Source organism: Methylibium sp. (assembly GCF_965279545.1).
Classification (GTDB): Bacteria; Pseudomonadota; Gammaproteobacteria; order Burkholderiales; family Burkholderiaceae_C; genus Methylibium.
In genome coordinates this window covers 1,747,611-1,768,445 of record NZ_OZ257250.1, presented here as the reverse complement: position 1 = coordinate 1,768,445, position 20,835 = coordinate 1,747,611, and the positions used below count along the sequence as shown (strand labels likewise).

The window sequence follows — 20,835 nt, the reverse complement described above, 5'->3', positions numbered from 1 at the left end:
AGAGAGTCATGCGATTTGATCAGCAATTGGGATCTCGAACTTGGCGCTGGCTTGTGCTGTCGCTGATTTGTTCGGGCTTCGCCCTAATGGGACAGTCGGCGGCGGCCGAACAAGACAACGCGGACAGCAGCGCACCGAGCTTCAGTCGAAAGATCCAGCCGATCTTCGACGCGAACTGCGTCGCGTGCCATCAGTCGGCCGGAGCTTCAGGTGGACTCAATCTCGAGGAAGGGGCAGCCTATTCCTCGATCGTGTCGCGCAAGAGCCAGCAGGGTGCTTTTCCGCGAATTGTTCCGGGGAAGCCCGAGGATAGTTATCTCATTCGAAAGCTCGAGGGCACGCACGTTCAGGTCGGCGGTTCCGGGGAGCGAATGCCCCCAACGGGATCCTTGGATAGCACGCTCATCGGCATGATCCGAAACTGGGTAACGGCTGGGGCCAAGAGCGATTAGCAGCGACAGGGTTCCTGCGGTATCGCGTTCGACGGAGGTTCGGGTATCGCAACCGGATGATTGACTAACGGAGGAAGGAGCAATGGCAGCCGCGCAAATGGAAGTTCCGGAGCAGTGCTTCGCCGAAAGCGACATTGCAGGTCGCTACCACATGGGCCGGAACGGCACTACGCCCCTGTGGTTCGCCGAACCAGATCTCCTTCCGGACATGTTCTTCCACAGGACATATGAGTTTGGTCACCGAAACCGTTTCGAAGTCCATTACATTTTCTTTTCCGACGAAAATTGCACCGTGCCGCTGGTGTCGGCGATCTGGGAGGGACGGTACTGGTTGCTCGAGCCGCACAGCAAACTTCTTCACGCCAGGCTTGCCAACTATCGTCTCGACCGCGTCAAGATGGCGATTCTTGATCCGAGGTTTCTGCAGGAGACCCTCGATACGGGTCCGGATCATTGGACGCTCGGGCTTTTCCGAGACATTTCCGAAACGGGATTTGCTTCGCTCGGCCCTCTGTTCGAGCCGCTCAGGCGTGAGCATACCGACTATGACATCGTCTACCTGCATGACGGCGTCCTAAAGACCGGACTGCGTACGACCGCGATGATGCTGAGCGCGGCGGGGCGTCCATCTGCCTTCCAGGATGCCCTTCCTGCCATCCGCGAGTAGCGTGGGATAGGGCCATGGATCAAATCAACAGAAGGTTCACTGTTATGTCGACCCGCAATTTTGATGTGATTGTTATCGGCTCCGGCAGTGCCGGGCTCACGGCTGCGACGGTGGCGGCAAAGCTCGGACTGAAGACTTTGCTGGTAGAGAAGTCTGCGTATTTCGGCGGTACATCGGCCTGGTCGGGTGGCAACTGCTGGATACCTGCAAACGCTTCCATGAAAGAGATGGGACTCTCCGACTCGATTGCCGAGGCGGACCGATACGCCACCGGCGTTCTCGGCAATCACATGCAGCGCGGACTTTTTGACGTCTTCCTGCGGAACTGCAACGCCATGATCGACTTCCTGGCGGAACGAACCCACGTTCGGTTTGCGCCACTGCCGGTGCCGGACTGGTTCCCTAACAATGACGGCGCGAAGATGGGAGGCCGTGCGCTCGCACCATTGGACTTTGATGGAAGAGAACTGGGCCTCGCCAATCTTCGCGTGATTCAGCCCCCCTTGGCGTCGTTCAATGCACCAATGGGCATGATGATCTCGCTAGCCGACCTCCCGCACGTGACGGGTTTGTTCCGCTCGTTGAAGTCTTTCTCCCATATCGCCGGGATCGCATGCCGCTATGCGACGGACCGCCTTCGCTTCGGGCGCGGCGCGCGCCTCACGATGGGCAACGCTCTCGTCGGCAGACTGCTCAAGTCCGCCGCCGATGCCGGCGTCACCTTGTGGAACGACACGCCGGCTTCCGAGCTGGTTCGAGAGGGTGGCCGGGTGAGCGGTGTTGTCATCAACCGCGGGGGCGAGACCATGACCGTGAAGGTCTCCCGCGGTGTCATCCTGGCGAGCGGCGGCGGAGCGGCCAATCCGGCGCTGCGCAAGCGGCATGCCGATGGCAGTAGCGTCATGACGCTTGTCGCACCGGGGAATGTCGGTGACGGGTTGCGTATGGCCGAGACGCTCGGCGGCGTGGTGACCCATGAGGCTGCTCAGCCATTTGTCTGGGCTGTGCTTTCAAGCGTACCGGGGAGCGATTCTCCGCAGGATCGCTGCCTTCACTTCCTCGACATGGGGAAACCTGGCCGTCTGATTGTCGATCCCGCCGGCAAGCGGTTCGGAAACGAGGCGACGCCCATGTTCCCGACCGCCATGAGCAAGGCTGGCGTGCAGACGGGCTGGCTCATAGCCGACGATCGATCGCTTCGGATCTATGGCATGGGTCTGGTATGGCCCCACGCATTCAATCTCTCGGTCCTGAAGCGCCGCGGATACGTCTTGTCAGCCCCCACCTTGGAAGAGCTTGCCGAGCGGATCGGGGTCGACGCCATGACGCTCGGTTCGACAGTCGAGCGTTTCAATCGGTTTGCCGAGCGGGGAGAAGATGCCGATTTCAACAGGGGGGCAACCCCGCTTGATCTCGCTGGCGGTGACTTCGAACACACTCCGAATGCTTCGCTTGGATCTTTGAGGAAGGCGCCATTCCACGCGATCAAGATCGACCTCGGCAATATCGGCGAGACCTCCGGGCTTCGCGTGGACAACAAGGCACGTGTGCTCGATAGCCAGCTCGCACCGATTATTGGACTTTACGCATGCGGGATGGACATGGCCTCGCTGTGGTCTGGCGTGCCAATGGGCCCTGGCTCGAATCATGCTCACAACATGACCTTTGCCTACATCGCGGCGCGAGACCTTGCAGAAAACTGATCCGGCAAGACAACATGCGGTGGTCTTGCGAGGTCTGCGCCTGTTCCGGAGTGTGGTGACATCACTATCAAGCCAATTTGGGTGTGATGTGTTTGAGCTGCTCGATGGGAACAACTTCGAAGTGAACTGCGAGCGACACTGTCGGCCTTCGCTCGTCGGCAAGACTTTGCGGTGTCGCTGTACGAGCATACCGACGGGGCTTACGCTGAGCCAGGGTTCGCAGACTGCGCCCCTTTCCGTCGCCGCAGGTGAGATCTGAGGTACATGGTGACCAAGAGGTTAGGGCCTCCGAAGAACGCGTCCAAGGTGCAGTGTGTCGAGGAACTGCACGAGCGCATCAACCGTGTCGGCGATCTCAGGGCGCAGGGGATGACGATCGTGCAGATCGCGGAGACACTGGGCTGCTGCACGTGGCGCGTTTGCCAGGCCATCAACATCGCGTCGGCCAAGAGTAAGGTAGCGAGAAAGGCCAACTCACCGTAGGCCGTCTATCGACCCGCCGACACCGTTGCCGGGCACTTCCGGTATCCGAGCGAGTGGGCGGAATCGCCCTGGAGCATCGCGTTGGATCTGTCACGGAGATGACCTGCTTTCGAAGCGATTTGCTGGAAGAGCGTGGGACGAGTGGCAAGTCCGTGTGGTCATAAGAGGCGTGGATCTGATACTCGTTGGGATACGATGAGACTCAGTCTGACCGGACGTCCACTCCGCCAAGAAAATCAACGGGTTAGCGAGAATTCGCTAACCCGTTTTGTTTTGGACATCCGAACTCTGACGAGGCATGCACGCTTCGGCCCGCAATGGCGGACTCTCAGTCAGGGAGCCTGAGGCGTTGCGGCGTTCGGGCCGTGTAGGCGCCCAGAGCGCTTGATCGAGCGTGGAGCGCATTCGCGTCGCATTCTTGTGGTGAATGTGAGGCAACGAACAAGTTGCTTGAGATCTCTCGTGGGACTGAGTTCAATGGAAAGCCCCAGCTCTTCGGCCAAGACCCTAGGAGGAGCCGGAGAGGCAATCCACCTGTCGAGGAACCACGATGAACGCCTTGATCGATCCGTTGGCTCGCGCGAATGCAGTTGCGAGATCCCCGCATCATGATCGCGCATCAGTTGTCGCCGCGTTGAGCTACCTCACGCCGACGATCGAGCGACCCCACAGCTATGCCTGCGAGCCACCGCCGGGAACGCCGTGGGAGAACGGCACGTACGAAGCTCTCCAGGCAACGATCGCCGACGCGCGGTATGCGCCGGAGTCCCCGCGCATCGACAGGGAAGGGTTCGAGCTGCAAGACGCACCGACGGCCGTTACGGATTTCCTCGACGCTCGGATGGTCGAATCGGTCTACTACCCAGAGGCCTGCGAACTGGCGTTGGCCGTCACCGGGGCGACGCGGGCCTTCGTCTTCGACCATCTCGTTCGCAAGCGCGAGCATGACCGCATCGCGCTCACGTTCGGCCGCCGAGGCGCCGATGGCCGGGCGGCTGCAAATGGCCGCATTCACAACGACTACACCGAGGCTTCGGGCAGCAAGCGTCTGGGCATGGTGCTCGGTGATCGCGAGGCGGCAAGCGTCGGGCGCTATGCCATCGTCAACGTGTGGCGGTCGATCAAGGGGCCTGTCTTTGACACTCCGCTCGCCGTGTGCGATGCCCGCTCGGTGATGGTGTCCGATCTGGTCGTCAGCGAGGTGCGCTATCCGCGCCGCACCGGCGAGATCTATGCGCTCCCGCACTCGCCGGGTCATCGCTGGTCCTACTTCTCGCGGATGGACCGTCACGAGGCACTGGTGTTCAAGCAGTACGACTCGCAGGTCAGTGGCGTGGCCCGGTTTACACCTCATGCGGCTTTCGACCTTCCCGACATCCCGCCTGATGCGCCGCTGCGCGAAAGCATCGAACTGCGGTGCCTCGTGATCTATGGTCAGCAAGCGTGATGCGATGAACGAGTGCCTCGATTCTGCAGATGACCGAGCCATCGAGTTCTGGTTCGAGTTTGGCAGCAACTACAGCTACCTCAGTGTGATGCGGATCGAAGAAGCGGCCGCCCGGCTCGGTGTGTCGGTGCGCTGGAAGCCATTCTTGCTCGGTCCGATCTTTCGCTCTTTCGGCTGGGAGACCTCTCCGTTCGTCCTGCAGAAGGCCAAGGGCGAGTACGTATGGCGTGATATGGCACGCGAATGCCTGAAGCACGGCCTTCCATGGACCCGCCCGACTGTTTTTCCGCGCGTCGCGCTGTTGCCGCTGAGGGTTGCGCTGGTCGGTGCCGGGCACAGTTGGATGGGAACCTATTGTCGACGCATGATGTCGCTCAACTTCGCCGAAGACCGCGAGATCGATTCGCACGAAACCGTCGCGGCCGTGCTCGGCAAGCTCGGTTTGTCGGCCCAGCCGATCATCGACGAAGCGCAGTCCGCGGCCAACAAGCTGAGGCTTCGGCAGCAGACCGAAGCTGCGCAGGCGAAGGGGATCTTCGGTGCGCCGACGTTCTTCGTGCGAGGCGAGATGTTCTGGGGCAATGACCGCCTGGACGATGCCTTGCGCAACGCGGCGAGCCTCTGATGAAGCGGACCAAGATCGGCTTGCCGCTGCGCACACCCGAGCGGGGCGATCCGCAGACCCGCATCGTCGGCATCCTGTGCGGCATCGCCGTGATCCTCCTGTTCTCCGGATTCACGCTGGTGTCGAGGCTGGGCCTGGCGTCGTCACTGAAGCTGATGGACATCGCCGCACTGCGCTTCGCGATCGGGGGGCTGTTGATGCTGCCGGTGCTGCTTCGGTACGGCCTGGCCGCTGTGCGGTGGCGCGATGCATTGGCGCTCGCATTCACCGGGGGGCTGGGGTTCGCGCTGTGCGCCTATGCGGGCTTCCGGCTGGCGCCGGCTTCACATGGCGCCGTGTTGCTGCACGGAACACTCCCGCTGTTCACCTTTGCGCTGGCGTGGCAGAGCGCCTCGACCACGGTGACCGGGCGGCGTGCATGCGGCGTTGCAGCCATCTTCCTGGGCATCCTGGCCATGGCCTGGGACACCCTGGCCGCCAGCACAACGCGGCAGTGGCTCGGGGACGGCTGCCTGCTTTTGGCCTCGCTCAGCTGGTCAACCTACGGTCTGCTCGCGCGCCGACAGGGGTTGATGCCCGCTCATGCTGCTTCGATCGTCGCGGTGCTGTCGATGACCAGCTTCCTGCCTGTCTACCTGATGTGGCCTGGCAAGGCGATCCTCATCGCGCCCTGGACGGAACTGCTGCTGCAGGGACTGTTCCAGGGCGTGCTGATCGGCGCCGTCTCGATCTTCGTCTATTCCCGTGCGGTCGCGTCGTTGGGCGCGGTTGAGACGGCACTGTTCACTGCCGCCGTACCCGGCGTGACGACGGCGGCAGCGTACTTCCTGTTGCAGGAGGTGCCGAGCGTCATCGCGCTGATCGGTGTGGTCGCCGTCACGCTGGGTATGGTGGTATCGATGACCGGCAGCGCACCGCGAGTGTGCCCGCCGGCTCGAAGACCGCACTCACGAAGGCGCGGCCTCTCGCGATGATCTTGCCTCCGCCTCGATCCATTGCGCCACCCGGCGCACATCCTCCCGTTGATCCTCCCGGCCACGAATGAGCCAGTAGGCATGCGCCGTTGCATCGCCGAATCGGCGAGGAGCGAGTTGCACCAGTCGGCCCTGGTCGATCAAAGGCTGGATCAACTCCAACCGCCCGAGTGCGAGGCCCTGGCCGTCCAGTGCGGCCTGGATCACCTGATCGTACTGGTTGAAGTGCAGGACACCCTGGTGCTTGGCGTGCGCCCATCCCTTCGCGGCCAGCCAGTCGGCCCATTGCAGCCACGGGCGCCTCGGATCGTCGAACTCCAGAAGCGACAGCTTCGACAAGGCCTGTGCCGATCGCAAGGACGTCAGGCCGAGCGAAGGGTGGGCGACGGGTGCGATCACATGCCCGAACAAGCGCGTGGAGCCTTCGGGGGCCAGCGCCGGCGTGGTGTAGCGGATGGCGAGGTCGATACCTTCGTGACGCAGGTCGGCAATGCGGTTGTTCGCCGAGATGCGCAGGTCCACACCGGGATGGCTCTTCTGGAACCGGCTCAGCCGAGGCAGCAACCACAGCCCCGTGACGCCGATGCTCGCGCTCAGCATGACCGGCCGCAGCGCGCCGGTCGTGTGGATCTCGCCCAGCACGTCCTGCATCTGCTGCACCGCGCCGTCCGCGCTGCGGAACAGCCGTTCGCCCTCGGCCGTGAAGGCGATCGAGCGATGACCGCGCACCAGCAGCTTGACGCCGAGCTGTTCCTCTAGCGCGTTGATCTGCCGACTCACCGCCGACTGGGTCAGGCACAGGTCCTGGGAGGCCAGCGTGATGCTCATGCGTCGTCCGACCGCCACGAAGCCGCGGATCAGATCCAGGGAAGGAAGGCGAACCAGAGGCAGTGACATTCGTTTGGCTCATGCGACGCAGCGCAAAGATCGATTGAAGCACGAGCCGCCGAATCCTGTAATGGCGGTCCCGGCCGGCATTCACGCCAGCCTTGTTTTCTGCGAGGTTGAACGTGACCGCTCTTTCCCGTCGATCCGGGCCCGCCGCTTCGGTGATCGCGACGACGCTGTCCGCGATCCGACGGCAGCCGCCATGGGCGCTGGTGCTGGCCGGCGGCATCGTCATGGGGCTCGCGTTGGGTGTGCGCCATGTGCAGGGTCTGTTTCTCCTGCCGATCACGATGGACCGCGGCTGGTCGCGCGAGACGTTTGGCTTGGCGATGGCAATCCAGAACCTGACCTGGGGGCTGGCTCAGCCGTTCACCGGCATGGTTGCCGACCGTTTCGGCACGGCCAAGGTGATCGCAGCGGGCTTGGTCCTCTACGCGTTGGGTTTGTTCTGGATGACCCACGCGAACACGCCCGCAAGCTTCGTGTGCGCCGCTGGACTGTGCATCGGCGTCGCCTTGTCGGGCACGAGCTTCGGTGCGGTCTATGGCGCGCTCAGCCGGCTCGTGGCGCCCGAGCGCGTGAGCTGGGCGCTCGGGCTGGCGGGGGCCATCGGCGGCCTCGCACAGTTCGCGATGGTGCCCCTCGTCCACCAGATGCTGGGAGGCTGGGGCTGGGTCGGTGCGCTGCTCGCGTTGTCGGCGGTGATGGTCTTCGCGCTGGCGCTCGCCTTCCCCATGAGAGAGACGCATGCACCTGCGGCGGCCGGCGCCGCGGACGCGCCGATGTCGTTGGCGCTGCGCGAGGCCTTCGGGCATTCCGGGTTCTGGATGCTGAACCTCGGGTTCCTCGCCTGCGGATTCCAGCTCGCGTTCATCGCCACGCACCTGCCCTCCTACCTGCTGGACAAGGGCATGCGCCCGGCCGATGCCGTGACCGCATTGGCCATCATTGCCTTGACCAATGTCTTCGGCACCTACGGCTTCGGGCTGCTTGGCGCGCGGCATCGTCGCAAGCACCTGCTTGCTGGTATCTACCTGGTGCGAACGGCTGCCATGGCCTTGTTCGTGCTACTGCCCTTGAGTCCGCTGACGCTGTATCTGTTCGCTGCGGCAATGGGATTCCTCTGGCTCGGCACGGTGCCCTTGACCAATGGTCTCGTGTCTCAGATCTTCGGCGTGCGCTATATCGGCACGCTCTTCGGCTTTGTCTTCCTCGGCCACCAACTGGGATCGTTCCTGGGCGTGTGGCTCGGTGGACGGGTGTTCGAGGCCACCCGGTCCTACGACTGGATCTGGCTGGGCGCCATGGCGCTGGGTGTGCTGGCCGCGGTGCTGCACGTGCCTGTCGACGACCGTGAGGTCCGACGACCCGCTCGTGCCGAGGCGCACGCATGAAGCCCCATTCCGGCGGCCGCTGGGGCCGGGCACTTCCGCTCGTGCTGATGGCAGGGGTGTGCGCTGCGGTGTTTGCCGCTTGGCTCACGCCCCGTGACATCGCCGTCTGGCTGCGCCTGTGGTCGTTCTGCGGCTGAGCGCCGTATCTGTTTTCCGAAGAGGCTCACCATGCGATCTGCATCCTGCTCGCAAGCCGACAAGGCGCGGCGCTTTCAGGCGCTCCACGTCGGCGCCGACGGATTCATCATCCCGAATCCCTGGGATGTCGGAAGCGCTCGTCTGCTGTCGCAGCTCGGCTTCGAGGCCCTCGCCACGACGAGCGCGGGTTTTGCGTTCTCGCGTGGCAAGCCGGACCATGCAGTCGCCCGCGATGCGCTGCTCGGGCATCTGGCGGAACTCTGCACGGCCACCGATCTCCCGGTCAGCGCAGACCTCGGCAACGGCTTCGGCGATGCTCCGCAGGAGGTGGCCGTCAGCATCCGTCTGGCCGCCGACGCCGGCGTCGTGGGCGCCTCGATCGAGGACACCACCGGACGACCCGACGATCCCGTTCACGCCCTGCCGTTCGCCGTTGAGCGTATCCGCGCTGCGGTCGCGCAGGCGCGGGCGCTGCCTTTCCCGTTCGTCGTGACCGCCCGGGCAGACAACTACTTCGTCGGTCGCTCCGATCTGGCCAACACCATCGCTCGGCTTCAGGCCTACCAGGATGCAGGCGCCGATGTCCTGTTCGCTCCGGGACTGACGGGTCAGGGTGACATCGCCACGGTCGTGCGTTCGGTCGACCGCCCGGTGAACGTGCTGATCGGCGTGCCCGGCTTGACGCTCGGTGCGCGCGAGCTGGCCCAGTTGGGTGTGCGGCGGATCAGCGTCGGCGGTTCGCTGGCGCGTGCGGCCTACGGGGAGCTCCTGCGTGCGGCCAGTGAGCTGCGGGACCAGGGTACGGCGAGCTACGCGCTCCAGGCCGTCGGGGGCTCGGAACTGAACCGGCGGTTCGCCGGCTGAGGCGACCCCCGCCCATGCTTGAAGGTGCAGACCTTGCGTATGGCAGAAACCGCTTTAAACATGTCTAAAAGGACACTGGTCGTTTGGCGCCTCGACGGTTGCAATGGCAGCTTCGCTACACCGAAGGAGCGCAGCATGCCCAACATCGTTGTTCACATCCCCCACGGCGCTTTCGCCGGCGAAGCGCGCTCCGCGCTCACGCGCTGCATCAACGAAGCCGCAGCGAAGGCCGAGCAAATGCCGGCCGATCCGAACAAGCGGTTCGTGTGCTGGGTCGTCGTCAACGAAGTCGATCCCGGCGCCTTGACCTGCGGCAGCGTGGACATGACCGCGCAACTGCTGCCGTGCATCGCAATGGTTCACGTACCGGCGGGCGTGCTGGACGGTGCATCTCGCACGAGATACGTGCAGGAGATGCACGACGCATTCCGAGAGGCGCTTCCTGCCGGCGAATTGCGCAAGCTCATCACCTCCGTGGTGCTGCATGACGTGGCCGATGGCACCTGGGGCGCCAACGGGGTGATCTGGAGGCTGCCGGACCTTGCCAAGGCCTCCGGCCATGGCCATCTGCAGCATCTCGTCGTGGCTTGAGCCGGGCGCCGCGATGAAGCCGCGACGCAGCCTTCTCGAAGACGACCCGCTCGATGACTTCGAGCCCCGCACGATCACCCTCGACGGCGTATTGAAGACGGTCCACGTCGCTGGTACCGGGCCGGCCGTGATCGTCATGGCCGAGATGCCAGGGATCAGCCCGCACGTCGCTCGTTTCGGCCGCTGGGTCCGCGATGCAGGGTTCACGGTGTACATGCCATCGCTGTTCGGCCGAGACGGCGCCGTGCCGGAAGTCGAAGAAGGCAAGGCCATCCTCCGGCGCGCCTGCGTCAGCGCCGAGTTCCGTGCGCTTGCATCGCGTCAATCAAGCCCGGTCACCCAGTGGCTGCGCTCGCTGGCGAGGCTGGCGCACGAGGCGTGCGGCGGTCCGGGCGTCGGGGCGATCGGCATGTGCTTCACCGGCAACTTCGCGCTGACGATGATGCTGGAACGCTCGGTGCTCGCGCCGGTTCTGTCGCAGCCTTCGCTGCCGTTCGACGACCCGGCCGGGCTGGAAATCGCACCCGAAGAGATCGATGCGGTTCGACGGCGCCTGGAGCGCGAGGATCTGACCGTGCTGGCCTATCGCTTCGAAGGCGATCGCTTCTGCAAGGCCCAGCGTTTCGCCGCCTACGCCGAGGCCCTGGGCGAGCGCTTCGTGGCACGCGTGCTCCCTGACAGCGCAGCGGGCCGCGACGCTCTGGCGCCCTTTTTCGAGCAGGTGGTCGCGAGCCCGCACAGCGTGGTGACGGCCCACCTCATCGACGAAGCCGGGCAGCCGACGATCGCCGCCCGCGACGAGATCCTGTCGTTCTTCGCGCATCGGCTCGCCTCATGACGCACCGGGCCATGACGCATGCCGCCATCGAACCAGCGAAGCCCTCACGGCCTTCGAGGCATCCGTCGAGCACCACCATGCCGACGGATGCCGCATTCAAGGTGCGCCACGACCAGGCAATGGCCTCGTCGTCCCTCGAACCGATGCTGCACTACTACCGCATCAACTGGCCTGCAGAACCCTACCGGCAACGCGCCGAACCGCCGCCACCGGTCAAGGCGCTGGCCTTGCTCATCCGTGGGCTCGCCGACCCTTACGCCTTGCCGGCCGGCCTCAATGACGCATGGCAGTGGGTCGACCATGAACTCACGATCCTGACCCTGCCGCGCGCCGGCCATTTCATTCAGCATGACTGCGCTGCGCAACTTGTGCGCACCTTGCAGCATTGGCTGTCTCGCAACCCCGTACGACACCCTTCCGATCCATCTTTCTCCGACCTGCCGGAGAACTTCCATGACACATCGAAAGGCACTTCATGAGGTTCAGGTCACTCAAGCTCTTCTTCGCGGTGGCTCTTGTCGCGACTGGCTGCGGCGGCGGTGATTCCGCCCCGGCTTTCGCCACCGGGGTGAGCCTCGATCCCGCATCGGCCGCGCTGACCTACCCCGAAAAGAACCAGGCCCTCGACAACCCGGCGCTCACGGTCAAGGCCACGCTGCGGAACCTGCCCAATGCGGTGGTCTATCCGCGCATCGTGGCCGATGCGCAGGTGCTGTCCTCGTCGCTCGTGACGGCCGTCAAGCAAGCCGACGGCAGCTACAACGCCTCGTTGGTCTTCAACCCGGGCCTCGCCGCCGGCCGCTACACCGGCAACCTCACGCTTCAGCTGTGCCAGGACAGCACCTGTGCCTCGCAGTACGCCGTCTCCGGGGGCGTGTTTCCGTACGTGCTTACCGTCACGCCCGGCATACAGATCAGCGCCACCGTGAACGGGGTGGCGGCTCGGCCCCCGCTCGCCGCCAAAGACCGGGACGTGGTCGTGCTGCAGTCCTCGGTCCCGGTTCAATGGGTCACGTCATCGGGCGGGGCCTCGTCGCAGAACGTCACGAGTTCATCGACGACCTGGAGCGGTACCCTGCGCTACAGCTTGTCCACGTCGGGGGGAACGGGTCAGTACGGCGTCCAGGCTTTCACGACGGGTACGCCACAGGCTCGGCGGGTGACCGACATCTTCGTCACGCAATAGAGCATCTTGGAGAGACGATGGACCACGTGCTGATCATTCACGCCGTCAAAGACTACGAGGCCTGGAAGCAGGTCTTCGACCGTGCCGCGTCGATGCGCAAGCGCGCCGGTGAGCGGAGCTATCACGTGCTGCGCGATGCGAACGATGCCAACCGCGTCGTGCACTTCTCCCAGTGGACCTCCATCGCTCATGCGCGGGCCTTCTTCGAGTCCGAAGAGCTGGTGAATATCCGCCGCCAAGCGGGCGTCGAAGCCCCGGAGTTCAACTACCTGCAAAGCCTGGAGCAAGGTACGCTCTGAGCCGCAAACCGCAGGGATACGGTGTCCCGTCTCTGCGCGAACGGCCACCGGCTGTCCACCAACGGGGCCTGGAGATCGTCGTCGGGAAGCGATTTCAGTCAATGCATGACTTCACGGTTCTGGTTCTTCACGGTGCGTTCGCATCGAGCGTTGCCTTGACGCTCGACATCCTGGCCACGGCAGCGGCCATGGCCCCGCGCATTGGCGCCGGCATACCGCAGTGGAAAGTCTGTGCCGCGACCGACAGCCCCGTGCCTCTGAGCAACGGCATGCACGTCGACGCGAAGCGCCTGCCTCGACGGCCCGAGTCCGACGGTTCCGTCTGGATCGTGCCGGGCCTCGGTCCCGACAGCCTTGCCGGCATGGCACAGCGACTGTCGCAGAGCGACGCGCTGGAGGCAGCGCAGGCCTTGAGGGTGCAGGCCCGCGCGGGCGGCACCGTGGCGGCTTCTTGTGCGGCCGTCTTTCTGCTGCAGGCGGCGGGGCTGCTGGTGGACCGCAAGGCGACGACGACCTGGTGGCTGGCCTCCCAGCTCCAGCGTGTCGAGCCGCGCTGCAAAGTCGATGCCCATCGCATGGTCATTTCGGATGGCCCGATCTGGACCGCGGGGGCGGCTCTGGCCCAGACGGACCTGATGCTGCAGCTGCTTCGCACTCGCTTCGGGCCGGCGCTGGCGGACGCCGTGTCGCGCGTGTTGTTGATCGATGCGCGGGAAGCGCAGTCACCGTTCGTCATCCCGGCGATGCTGGCGAGTGGGGATGAGTTCATTGCCAGGCTGTCGGCGCAGATCGATGCAGCGCTGCCACAGGCGCCAAGCGTTGCGCGATTGGCCGCAACGTTCTGCGTTTCGGAGCGAACGCTTGCGCGGCGGGTTCGTGCGGCCACCGGGCAAAGCCCCCTCGGTCTGATCCAGTGCGTTCGCCTGCAGAAAGCCCGGATGCTCCTCGAAACGAGTCGCATGACGGTGGACCAGGTGGCCGAGCAGGTGGGTTACGGTGATGCCACCGCACTGAGGCGATTGATGCGCAAAGTGTCGGGCGCAACGCCACGCCAGTTCCGATCGTCGGTGAGTGCGTCGACGTCGTGAAGACGTCGTCGTGGCGGCCCTGAACACCGTCGCCCTGCCGGGCATGTCGAGGTTGGCGATGAGGCCGTGGCACGGCGTGAACAGGCCCTAGAGCGCGCTCGCGGCCGGAGCCGTCGAGGAGCACGACCTTGCAGGGGTTCGGCTTCATTTCACGACCACCTTTCCAACCATCCCGGCCTCGTAGTGGCCGGGCTGCAGACAGGCGAACCGGAAGTCGCCGGCCCTGGTGAACTGCCAGACGATTTCGCCCCTGGCACCCGGCTTCACGTGGGCCATGTTCGGGTCGGAGTGTTCCATCTCGGGAAACTTCTTCATCAGCGCCGCGTGCTCCTCGAGCGCCTCGTCGGTGCCCAGCACCATCTCGTGCAGCAGCTTGCCGCCGTTGTGGATGACGAACTTGACGGTCTCGCCGCGCTTGACCACGACGGTGGTCGGCGTGAAGCGCATCGAGTCGGCCATGTCGACCTTGATGGTGCGGCTGACTTTCCCCGGGTCGCCTTCGCGACCGAAGTCGGTGTCCTCGACTTTGCCGGCGTCGTACTCGTGACGCTTCGCGTGGTCCTCGTCGCCGTGCGCCATGGCAGTGGCCGACCCGAGGGCGACAACGACGAAGGCCAGAATGTTCAGTGTCTTCAGCATGGTCGGTTCTCCGTCAATGGCCGTCGTGGCCGCCGGGTTTGCGAACCTGCAGGGTGCGGGCGTCGACTTTCGGCGCTGCCGCGCGAGCGGGTTCGGGCATCGCGGCGGTGTACTCGCTCGCCAGGGTGCCGACGGGGTGCTTGTAGGGGCCCGGGTCCTTGAAGTCGCCACGCCTGATGTCATCGCGAACCTTCACGACGCTGAACATGCCGCCCATGCCGACCGGCCCGAAAGGCCCGGTGCCCGTCATCATCGGCAGCGTGTTGTCGGGCAGCGGCATCTCCATCACGGCCATGTCGTGCATGCCCTTGTCACCCATGACCATGTAGTCCGGCACGAGGCTCGAGATCTTCTTCGCGACGTCACGGTGGTCCACGCCGATCATGGTCGGCACCGAATGCCCCATCGCGTTCATCGTGTGGTGCGACTTGTGGCAATGGATGGCCCAGTCGCCGGCCAGAGCATCGAACTCGAAGGCGCGCATCTGCCCCACTGCAACGTCGGTCGTGACCTCGGGCCATCGAGCGCTCTTCGGCACCCAACCCCCATCCGTGCCCGTCACCTCGAAGTGCGGTCCGTGCATGTGGATGGGGTGGTTCGTCATCGTGAGATTGCCCACCCGGATGCGCACGCGCTCGCCGGTGCGTGCGACGAACGGGTCGATGCCGGGGAAGGCGCGGCTGTTCCAGGTCCACAGGTTGAAGTCGAGCATCGTGTTGACCTTCGGTGTCGCGCTGCCGGGCTCGATGTCGTAGGCGTTCAGGATGAAGCCGAAGTCGCGGTCGACCTTGAATTGCTTCGGGTCCTTCGGGTGCACGATGAACAGCCCCATCATCCCCATCGCCATCTGCGTCATCTCGTCGGCGTGCGGGTGGTACATGAAGGTGCCGGAGCGCTGCAGCACGAACTCGTACATGAAGGTCTTGCCCACGGCGATGGGCGGCTGGGTCAGCCCCGTGACGCCGTCCATGCCGGACGGCAACAGGACGCCGTGCCAGTGCACGCTGGTGACCTCGGGCAGCTTGTTCGTGACGAAGATGCGGATGCGGTCACCCTCGACCGCCTCGATGGTCGGGCCCGGGCTCTGGCCGTTGTAGCCCCAGAGATTGGCCTTCATGCCGGGCGCGATTTCGCGCACCACCGGCTCGGCCACCAGGTGGAATTCCTTGACGTTGTCCTTCATGCGCCAGGGCAACGACCAGCCGTTGAGCGTGACGATGGGCTGGAAGGGCCGGCCGGTGGGTGGTGCTGTAGGCAGTTGCATGGCTGCAGACGACTGCGTCACCTCTTCGGGAAGCAGGGCTGCGCCGGCACGGCTGACGGTGGCGGCGCCCAGCAGGGTCGCGCCTGCCGCCGTGAAGAAGGTTCGTCGGTTGGTCATGGCGGGCTCCATCAATGGGTTGCGTCGATCGGCGTGCTGCCTTGCGCCGACGGGCTCATGCCCGTTGAGGCGCCCGGCGAGCGGCCCGTCAGGGCGTCTGCAGCTTGGTTTCGGCGACCCAGTAGTCGCGCAGGGACTCGACGGCCCCGGCGACGCTCATGACCTGGTCGCGCGAGTCGGCCAGCAACTCGAAGACGCTGCTGAGCATCCCGTTGTAGCGAAGCAGGTTCTCGTCGGAGATGCGCTTCTTCAGCGGGACGACCTCGTCCCGGTAGTGTCGGGCCAGGTCGTAGGCCGTTCGGTAGGCCGAGTAGGACTCGCGCACCTCCGAGCGGGCGTTGACCGCGACCTGTGCGGTCCGATGCACCGCCTGCATGTACGTGGCTTCGGCCCGCGCGACGCGAGCGGAGCCGAAGTCGAACAGCGGCAGCTCGAGCTCGATTTCGTAGCCGTTGCGGCGCGACTCGCCCGTGCTGCTCTGGTTCTGGTAGCCGACGTTCAGCACGTTGATGAAGCGCGTGGCCTTCGTCAGTCCGAGGGACCTGGCTGTCGACTCCGCGGCGCGCTTGGCCATCAGCACGTCGAGCCGCTTGTCCATCGCGGTCTGCTCGGCGTCCATCGGCTCCGTCGGGGCCTGCGGGAGGTCCGGGAGGCGCTCCGGAAGCTTGAAGTCAAGCTGATTGCCGCCGAGCCCCAGCGCACGGACGAAGCGCTCGCGTTCGGCCACGGCCTGGTGCTGCGCCCGTGCCATTTGCGCGGTAGCGTCCGCATGGAAGGACTGCTCGCGCATCCGAGCCAGCTTGCTGAAGTTGCCGGCGGCGGCCATGCGACGCGCCAGCTCGTCGGAGGCATCGGCGGCGTCCTTGACCTGGCCGTAGTAGCTCACCAACTGCTGTGCGGCCACTGCGTTGAAGTAGCTCCGCCTCGCCTCTGAAGCGACACCAACCGCGTCAAGGGCCGCCTGGAACTGGGTTTGCTCGAAGCGACGCTGCTCGACCTGTTTGGCCAAAGGCAGCGTCAGCAATCCCAGCACATCGAACATCACGGCGCGGTCGATTTCTACGGTGCCCCCGCCGGAGAGGCGACCATAGGCGAGGGACGGATTGCGAAGTCGCCCCGCACGCACGAGATCGGACTCCGCAATGCCGAGCTCGGTGAAGCTGGCCTGCAGCCCGCGGTTGTTGAGCAACGCGATCTCCACGGCGGCGTCCGCCGTCAGGGCTTGCTTCATCAGCTCGGCAACCCGGGCCTGCGCGGAGTCAGCCTGGTCGGCAGTTCGCTGGTAGGTCGGCGACTGGCCGGTGCGCTCCTTCGTCAACTGTTCTACCGTGGAGAAACCGCCGTCCGGAGAGAACGACGCGCAGCCGCTCAGCACCAGTGCAGCGGCAGCGACAAGAGTGAATCGAATCATTTCTCGCCTCCATGCATCCCGTCGCTGCCGTGCAGCCGCATCTGATCTCGCCAGTTGGCGAGCGGGACATCGCGGTACGGCTTGTCGTCGAAGCGGGTGCCGCAGCGGACCGAGTGGCTTCGCGGGTGCCGGGCTACCGCCGGGAAACCGGGCGGACGCCAGCGCAGGTGCGCACATCGACAACGCGATGGCGAACCTCGACAGGTTCTTGTTCATGGTTCGAAGTCATCTGGCCTGCCGACGCACGCAAGGCGGTCGGCCAAATCTCGTGCGACGAAGGCACGAGCGCTGTCAGGCCTCGCGTCGGGGGCCTGGCGGGGGTCAGAGGCTTCGTGGAGGACGTTCCTGGCCGTCCGACTGGAACGTCGCCGCCGGAGCCGGGAGCGCGGGAAATGTCACCGTGGAGGCCTCCATCGGCTGCGCGAGCGCCGGCATCGCGCTCGGCATCGGCGTCATCGAACAGAACGTCGCGCAGACGTTGCAGCCGCTGGCGTGGCCCGCGGAACCCGACTGCTCGTCATGATGGGCCGAACCCGTCTGGTCGTGACGATGCGCGGTGCCCGGGTCGTGATGAATGTCGTGGCCGCCGTGCTCCGAGGTCTGCGCATGCACCGCCGACGAACTGCCTTCCGGGCACAGCATGGCGCCAGCGACCGCGCTGCGGATGGGGAGCAGCAACGCGAGCAACATCAGGAAGACGACGCGGAAGGTTTTCACAGCAAATTGATTATCGATCAGACGGGCATGGTCGGATATGGAGAGTGAAGTCCCCGCAAACCTGTGCGGGCCTTCGTGGCTGCGCCCCTTGCTTTCCGTGCGCTGGCTTGACCCGTATCAACGGCGAGCGCCTCGTTCGGGCCCAAGCTGTCGACATAGGCCGCTGTTTCAGCGTCCGAGACACAGGAGAAGACCATGAAGTTCGTCGCAGGTTCGAGCGCGCTGGCAGTGGCGCTGTTGGTCGGATGTTCTTCCCTGCCGGGCGGTGCATCCAAGGAGACCGACGAGCACGCGGCACACCACCCCCCTGGCGCTGCCGTGGGCACGCCTGCGCCCGCCCAATACGACCAGCAGATGAAGATGATGCAGGAGATGCATCAGAAGATGGCTGCGGCCAAGACACCCGAGGAGCGCGCCGCGCTGATGAAGGACCACATGAAGACCATGCAGGACGGCATGGGGATGATGGGCCAGATGCGCGGTGGGACGATGGGCGGCGGCATGGGCGCGGGTGGTGCCAAGGGTCCGGCCGGCGATGCCATGGATCCGGAGACGATGAAGCGTCGCATGGACATGATGGAAATGATGATGCAGATGATGATGGACCGCGAGGGCATGCAGCCCCCTGCCTCCAAGTAGTGGTCAGGCGACTCGAGCCTCACCCTGAGTACAGGTTCGAGAACCGGGAGGGGTCGCCCTTCTGGTGGGAGCGCGTTCTGTTCTGGCCATGCTGGGCCTGCCTGGCGGCGCTCGGTCTTTGGATTGCTGTCGGTTTGACCTCTCGACAGCGCGCCGCTTGACTTTCCAATCATGGGAAGGTCGAAGCTGCAGACAAGAACAGGAGAGCGCCATGCAAAGCAGCCGGGGCCTCGGCGGCGTCGAGGACCAGCGGCATCTGGGTCACCTGGACGACGGCCGGCAGCGAAGCCGCTGGAGCCTTCACGGCCTCGAACGACTGCGCGGCGCCTGCGGCGTGCTGGTGATACCGGCAAATATCGAGCATTCCCTAACGGACTGCATCGACTCGGGGGGGCGCTGCGGCCGATGCCGCGGTGTTAGGCTGCCGCCAGCCAACGCTGACGAACCTGCGTGTGAGGTATTACCGATGACCGCGAAGATGACGCAAGAGCCTTCCGTCGACTCCGCACTCCCGGCACTTTTGCGTGAGCAGGCGTCGAAGCAGCCGGCCGCCGCGGCCCTCCTCGCTCCAGGCCGCCCACCACTGACGTATGCCGATCTTTGGGGGCAGGTTCAGTACATTGCCGGCGCCCTGCGGGCGCAAGGCGTGACGTCGTCGACACGAGTGGCCGTCGTGTTGCCCAACGGACCCGAGATGGCGGCCACCTTCCTGGGTGTTGCAGCGTGCGCTGTCTGTGCACCGCTGAACCCGGCGTATCAGGCCGCGGAGTTGCGGTTCTACCTGGAAGACACCCGCGCGGAATTCGTCATCGTCGGCAAAGGCGAGTGCGGGCCCGTGCTCGCCGTGGCCAGGGACATGAATCTCGGCGTGCTCGAGATCGATGCCGACCCGTCGCTTCCGGCCGGTCGGTTCAGCATCGGCGGCTGGTCGCGAGATGGCGCTGGCGACCCCTCTTTTTCCGAGGCTCGCGACCCCGCGTTGATCCTGCACACCTCCGGCACGACAGCGCGGCCGAAGATCGTTCCACTCAGTCACGCCAATCTCGTCGCCTCGGCTCGCAACATCGCCCGCAACCTGGCCCTGCGGCCGGCGGATCGTTGCATGAACGTGATGCCGCTGTTCCACATCCATGGACTGGTCGGTGCGCTGCTGGCTTCGGTGGCGGGCGGCTCCAGCATCGTGTGCAGTCCGGGCTTCGACGATCGCGCCTTCTTCGACTGGGTCGCGCACTTCGAACCGAGCTGGTACACCGCGGTGCCGACGATCCACCAATCGGTGGTGGCGCAGGGGGCACGCTATCGGCAGGTCGCGCCGGCGCACCGCTTCCGGTTCGTGCGATCGTCCTCGTCGGCGCTTCCGCCGAAGACCTTCGACTCGCTGCAGGCGCTGACCGGCGTGCCGGTCATCGAAGCCTTCGGAATGACGGAGGCCTCGCACGAAATGGCGAGCAATCCGCTGTCGGGCCCCCGCAAGGCGGGCTCGGTGGGGGTGCCGACCGGAGCCGAGATCGCGTTGATGGACGAGTCGGGCCGCTTGCTCGCCGCGGGTGCCACCGGCGAGATCGTGATCCGGGGCCCCGGTGTGACGGCAGGGTACGAGAACAACACCGCCGCCAATGCCAAGGCCTTCTGCGACGGTTGGTTCAGGACGGGCGACCAGGGCCGCTTCGACGACGAGGGCTACCTCTACATCTCGGGCCGCCTGAAGGAGATCGTCAACCGCGGCGGCGAGAAGATCTCGCCGCGCGAAGTCGACGAGGCCTTGCTCGAGCATCCCGACGTGCTGCAGGCGGTCGCTTTCGCGGTGCCCCATCCCACGCTCGGCGAGGATCTGGCCGCCGCGGTGGTTCTGCGCGACGGCGCGCGATCCGGTGAATTCGAATTGCGCAGCTTCCTGTTCGCTCGCCTCGCCGGCTTCAAGGTGCCTTCGAGCATCGCTTTCGTCGACGCCATACCGAAGGGCGCCACCGGAAAGATCCAGCGCACCAGCCTGCACGAGAAGCTCGGGCACCTGCTGGGTAGAGCCTTCGTCGCGCCTGGCACCGACGTGGAACGTTCGCTCGATCTGATCTTCCGCGAGGTGCTCGGTTGTGCGCCGGTCGGCAGGGATGACAACTTCTTCTCCCTCGGCGGCGATTCGCTGAAGGGCACCCAGGTGATGGCACGCATCGCATCGGAACATGGCGTCGAGATCGCCGTGCCGAAACTGTTCAGCCATCCGACGATCGGCATGCTCGCGATCGAGGTCGAGGCGGCCAAGGCGGCTGCCGACGACTGGACCCACGAGCTGGCGGCCGAGATCGACCAGATGACCGACGAAGAAGTCGCCCGGCTGCTTGCACAGGAGGAGGCGGTGACACCATGGAGCCCACGCTGAACGCCGAGCGCGAGGGAGTGCGCCCGTTCCTGCG

General features: G+C 65.1%; 23 protein-coding genes. 18 read left to right on the top strand and 5 right to left on the bottom strand.

What is annotated here, in order from left to right:
- Positions 1-8 precede the first annotated feature (8 nt).
- From ACQY9S_RS08205 to ACQY9S_RS08175, 7 genes are all read left to right on the top strand, one after another.
- On the top strand, positions 9-452 hold the full coding sequence (locus ACQY9S_RS08205; protein WP_428424678.1) for a c-type cytochrome domain-containing protein: 444 nt from the start codon (positions 9-11) through the stop codon (positions 450-452).
- A gap of 82 nt (positions 453-534) precedes the next feature.
- The gene (locus ACQY9S_RS08200; protein WP_428424676.1) at positions 535-1,119 is read left to right on the top strand and encodes a hypothetical protein; all 585 of its coding nucleotides are present in this window, start codon (positions 535-537) and stop codon (positions 1,117-1,119) included.
- A 14-nt stretch (positions 1,120-1,133) separates the two neighbouring features.
- Positions 1,134-2,822 carry an FAD-dependent oxidoreductase gene (locus ACQY9S_RS08195; RefSeq protein WP_428424674.1) on the top strand — a complete coding sequence of 563 codons (1,689 nt, stop codon included), beginning with the start codon at positions 1,134-1,136 and terminating at the stop codon, positions 2,820-2,822.
- A 264-nt stretch (positions 2,823-3,086) separates the two neighbouring features.
- A complete protein-coding gene (locus tag ACQY9S_RS08190) occupies positions 3,087-3,305 on the top strand; it encodes a helix-turn-helix domain-containing protein (protein WP_428424672.1) in 219 nt (72 codons plus the stop codon).
- A gap of 550 nt (positions 3,306-3,855) precedes the next feature.
- A complete protein-coding gene (locus tag ACQY9S_RS08185; RefSeq protein WP_428424670.1) occupies positions 3,856-4,752 on the top strand; it encodes a CmcJ/NvfI family oxidoreductase in 897 nt (298 codons plus the stop codon).
- Entirely contained in the window at positions 4,736-5,377 is a 642-nt protein-coding gene (locus tag ACQY9S_RS08180; RefSeq protein ID WP_428424668.1) for a 2-hydroxychromene-2-carboxylate isomerase, read from the top strand. Before ACQY9S_RS08185 ends, ACQY9S_RS08180 begins: the two co-directional genes overlap by 17 nt.
- A complete protein-coding gene (locus ACQY9S_RS08175; protein WP_428424666.1) occupies positions 5,377-6,351 on the top strand; it encodes a DMT family transporter in 975 nt (324 codons plus the stop codon). Before ACQY9S_RS08180 ends, ACQY9S_RS08175 begins: the two co-directional genes overlap by 1 nt.
- Here the strand turns inward: ACQY9S_RS08175 and ACQY9S_RS08170 are convergent.
- Positions 6,325-7,248 carry a LysR substrate-binding domain-containing protein gene (locus ACQY9S_RS08170; RefSeq protein ID WP_428424664.1) on the bottom strand — a complete coding sequence of 308 codons (924 nt, stop codon included), beginning with the start codon at positions 7,246-7,248 and terminating at the stop codon, positions 6,325-6,327. The two genes, ACQY9S_RS08175 and ACQY9S_RS08170, sit on opposite strands and share 27 nt — an antisense overlap.
- A gap of 224 nt (positions 7,249-7,472) precedes the next feature.
- On the opposite strand from ACQY9S_RS08170, the gene ACQY9S_RS08165 reads away from it, so the two are divergent.
- The 9 genes from ACQY9S_RS08165 to ACQY9S_RS08125 all read left to right on the top strand — a co-directional run bounded on the left by ACQY9S_RS08165 (position 7,473) and on the right by ACQY9S_RS08125 (position 13,637).
- Positions 7,473-8,633, top strand: coding sequence for an MFS transporter (locus ACQY9S_RS08165; protein ID WP_428425650.1), 1,161 nt, complete (start codon positions 7,473-7,475; stop codon positions 8,631-8,633).
- Positions 8,630-8,770 (top strand): hypothetical protein, encoded by a 141-nt coding sequence (locus ACQY9S_RS08160; RefSeq protein ID WP_428424662.1) that lies wholly within the window; start codon positions 8,630-8,632, stop codon positions 8,768-8,770. The genes ACQY9S_RS08165 and ACQY9S_RS08160 overlap by 4 nt, the downstream gene beginning before the upstream one ends.
- 31 nt (positions 8,771-8,801) lie before the next feature.
- Complete coding sequence (locus ACQY9S_RS08155; protein ID WP_428424660.1) at positions 8,802-9,635, top strand: isocitrate lyase/PEP mutase family protein; 834 nt, start codon at positions 8,802-8,804, stop codon at positions 9,633-9,635.
- A 135-nt stretch (positions 9,636-9,770) separates the two neighbouring features.
- A complete protein-coding gene (locus ACQY9S_RS08150) occupies positions 9,771-10,226 on the top strand; it encodes a tautomerase (protein WP_428424658.1) in 456 nt (151 codons plus the stop codon).
- A gap of 13 nt (positions 10,227-10,239) precedes the next feature.
- Complete coding sequence (locus ACQY9S_RS08145; protein ID WP_428425648.1) at positions 10,240-11,064, top strand: dienelactone hydrolase family protein; 825 nt, start codon at positions 10,240-10,242, stop codon at positions 11,062-11,064.
- 77 nt (positions 11,065-11,141) lie between these two features.
- Entirely contained in the window at positions 11,142-11,543 is a 402-nt protein-coding gene (locus ACQY9S_RS08140; RefSeq protein ID WP_428424656.1) for a hypothetical protein, read from the top strand.
- 89 nt (positions 11,544-11,632) lie between these two features.
- Entirely contained in the window at positions 11,633-12,250 is a 618-nt protein-coding gene (locus ACQY9S_RS08135) for a hypothetical protein (RefSeq protein WP_428424654.1), read from the top strand.
- A gap of 17 nt (positions 12,251-12,267) precedes the next feature.
- Complete coding sequence (locus ACQY9S_RS08130) at positions 12,268-12,549, top strand: putative quinol monooxygenase (RefSeq protein ID WP_428424652.1); 282 nt, start codon at positions 12,268-12,270, stop codon at positions 12,547-12,549.
- A 101-nt stretch (positions 12,550-12,650) separates the two neighbouring features.
- Entirely contained in the window at positions 12,651-13,637 is a 987-nt protein-coding gene (locus ACQY9S_RS08125) for a GlxA family transcriptional regulator (protein WP_428424650.1), read from the top strand.
- Between the two features lie 144 nt (positions 13,638-13,781).
- Here the strand turns inward: ACQY9S_RS08125 and ACQY9S_RS08120 are convergent, their stop codons facing one another.
- The 4 genes from ACQY9S_RS08120 to ACQY9S_RS08105 form a co-directional block, all read right to left on the bottom strand.
- On the bottom strand, positions 13,782-14,276 hold the full coding sequence (locus ACQY9S_RS08120; RefSeq protein WP_428424648.1) for a cupredoxin domain-containing protein: 495 nt from the start codon (positions 14,274-14,276) through the stop codon (positions 13,782-13,784).
- Positions 14,277-14,289: 13 nt separating this feature from the next.
- Positions 14,290-15,657: a multicopper oxidase family protein gene (locus ACQY9S_RS08115; RefSeq protein WP_428424646.1), complete on the bottom strand. Its 1,368-nt coding sequence runs from the start codon at positions 15,655-15,657 to the stop codon at positions 14,290-14,292.
- A gap of 88 nt (positions 15,658-15,745) precedes the next feature.
- Positions 15,746-17,284: a TolC family protein gene (locus ACQY9S_RS08110; protein WP_428424644.1), complete on the bottom strand. Its 1,539-nt coding sequence runs from the start codon at positions 17,282-17,284 to the stop codon at positions 15,746-15,748.
- A gap of 105 nt (positions 17,285-17,389) precedes the next feature.
- Positions 17,390-17,785 carry a DUF2946 family protein gene (locus tag ACQY9S_RS08105; RefSeq protein ID WP_428424642.1) on the bottom strand — a complete coding sequence of 132 codons (396 nt, stop codon included), beginning with the start codon at positions 17,783-17,785 and terminating at the stop codon, positions 17,390-17,392.
- Between the two features lie 195 nt (positions 17,786-17,980).
- Between ACQY9S_RS08105 and ACQY9S_RS08100 the strand changes: the two genes are divergently transcribed.
- On the top strand, positions 17,981-18,424 hold the full coding sequence (locus ACQY9S_RS08100; protein WP_428424640.1) for a hypothetical protein: 444 nt from the start codon (positions 17,981-17,983) through the stop codon (positions 18,422-18,424).
- 211 nt (positions 18,425-18,635) lie between these two features.
- Complete coding sequence (locus ACQY9S_RS08095; RefSeq protein ID WP_428424638.1) at positions 18,636-20,801, top strand: AMP-binding protein; 2,166 nt, start codon at positions 18,636-18,638, stop codon at positions 20,799-20,801.
- The last annotated feature ends 34 nt before the right edge of the window (positions 20,802-20,835 follow it).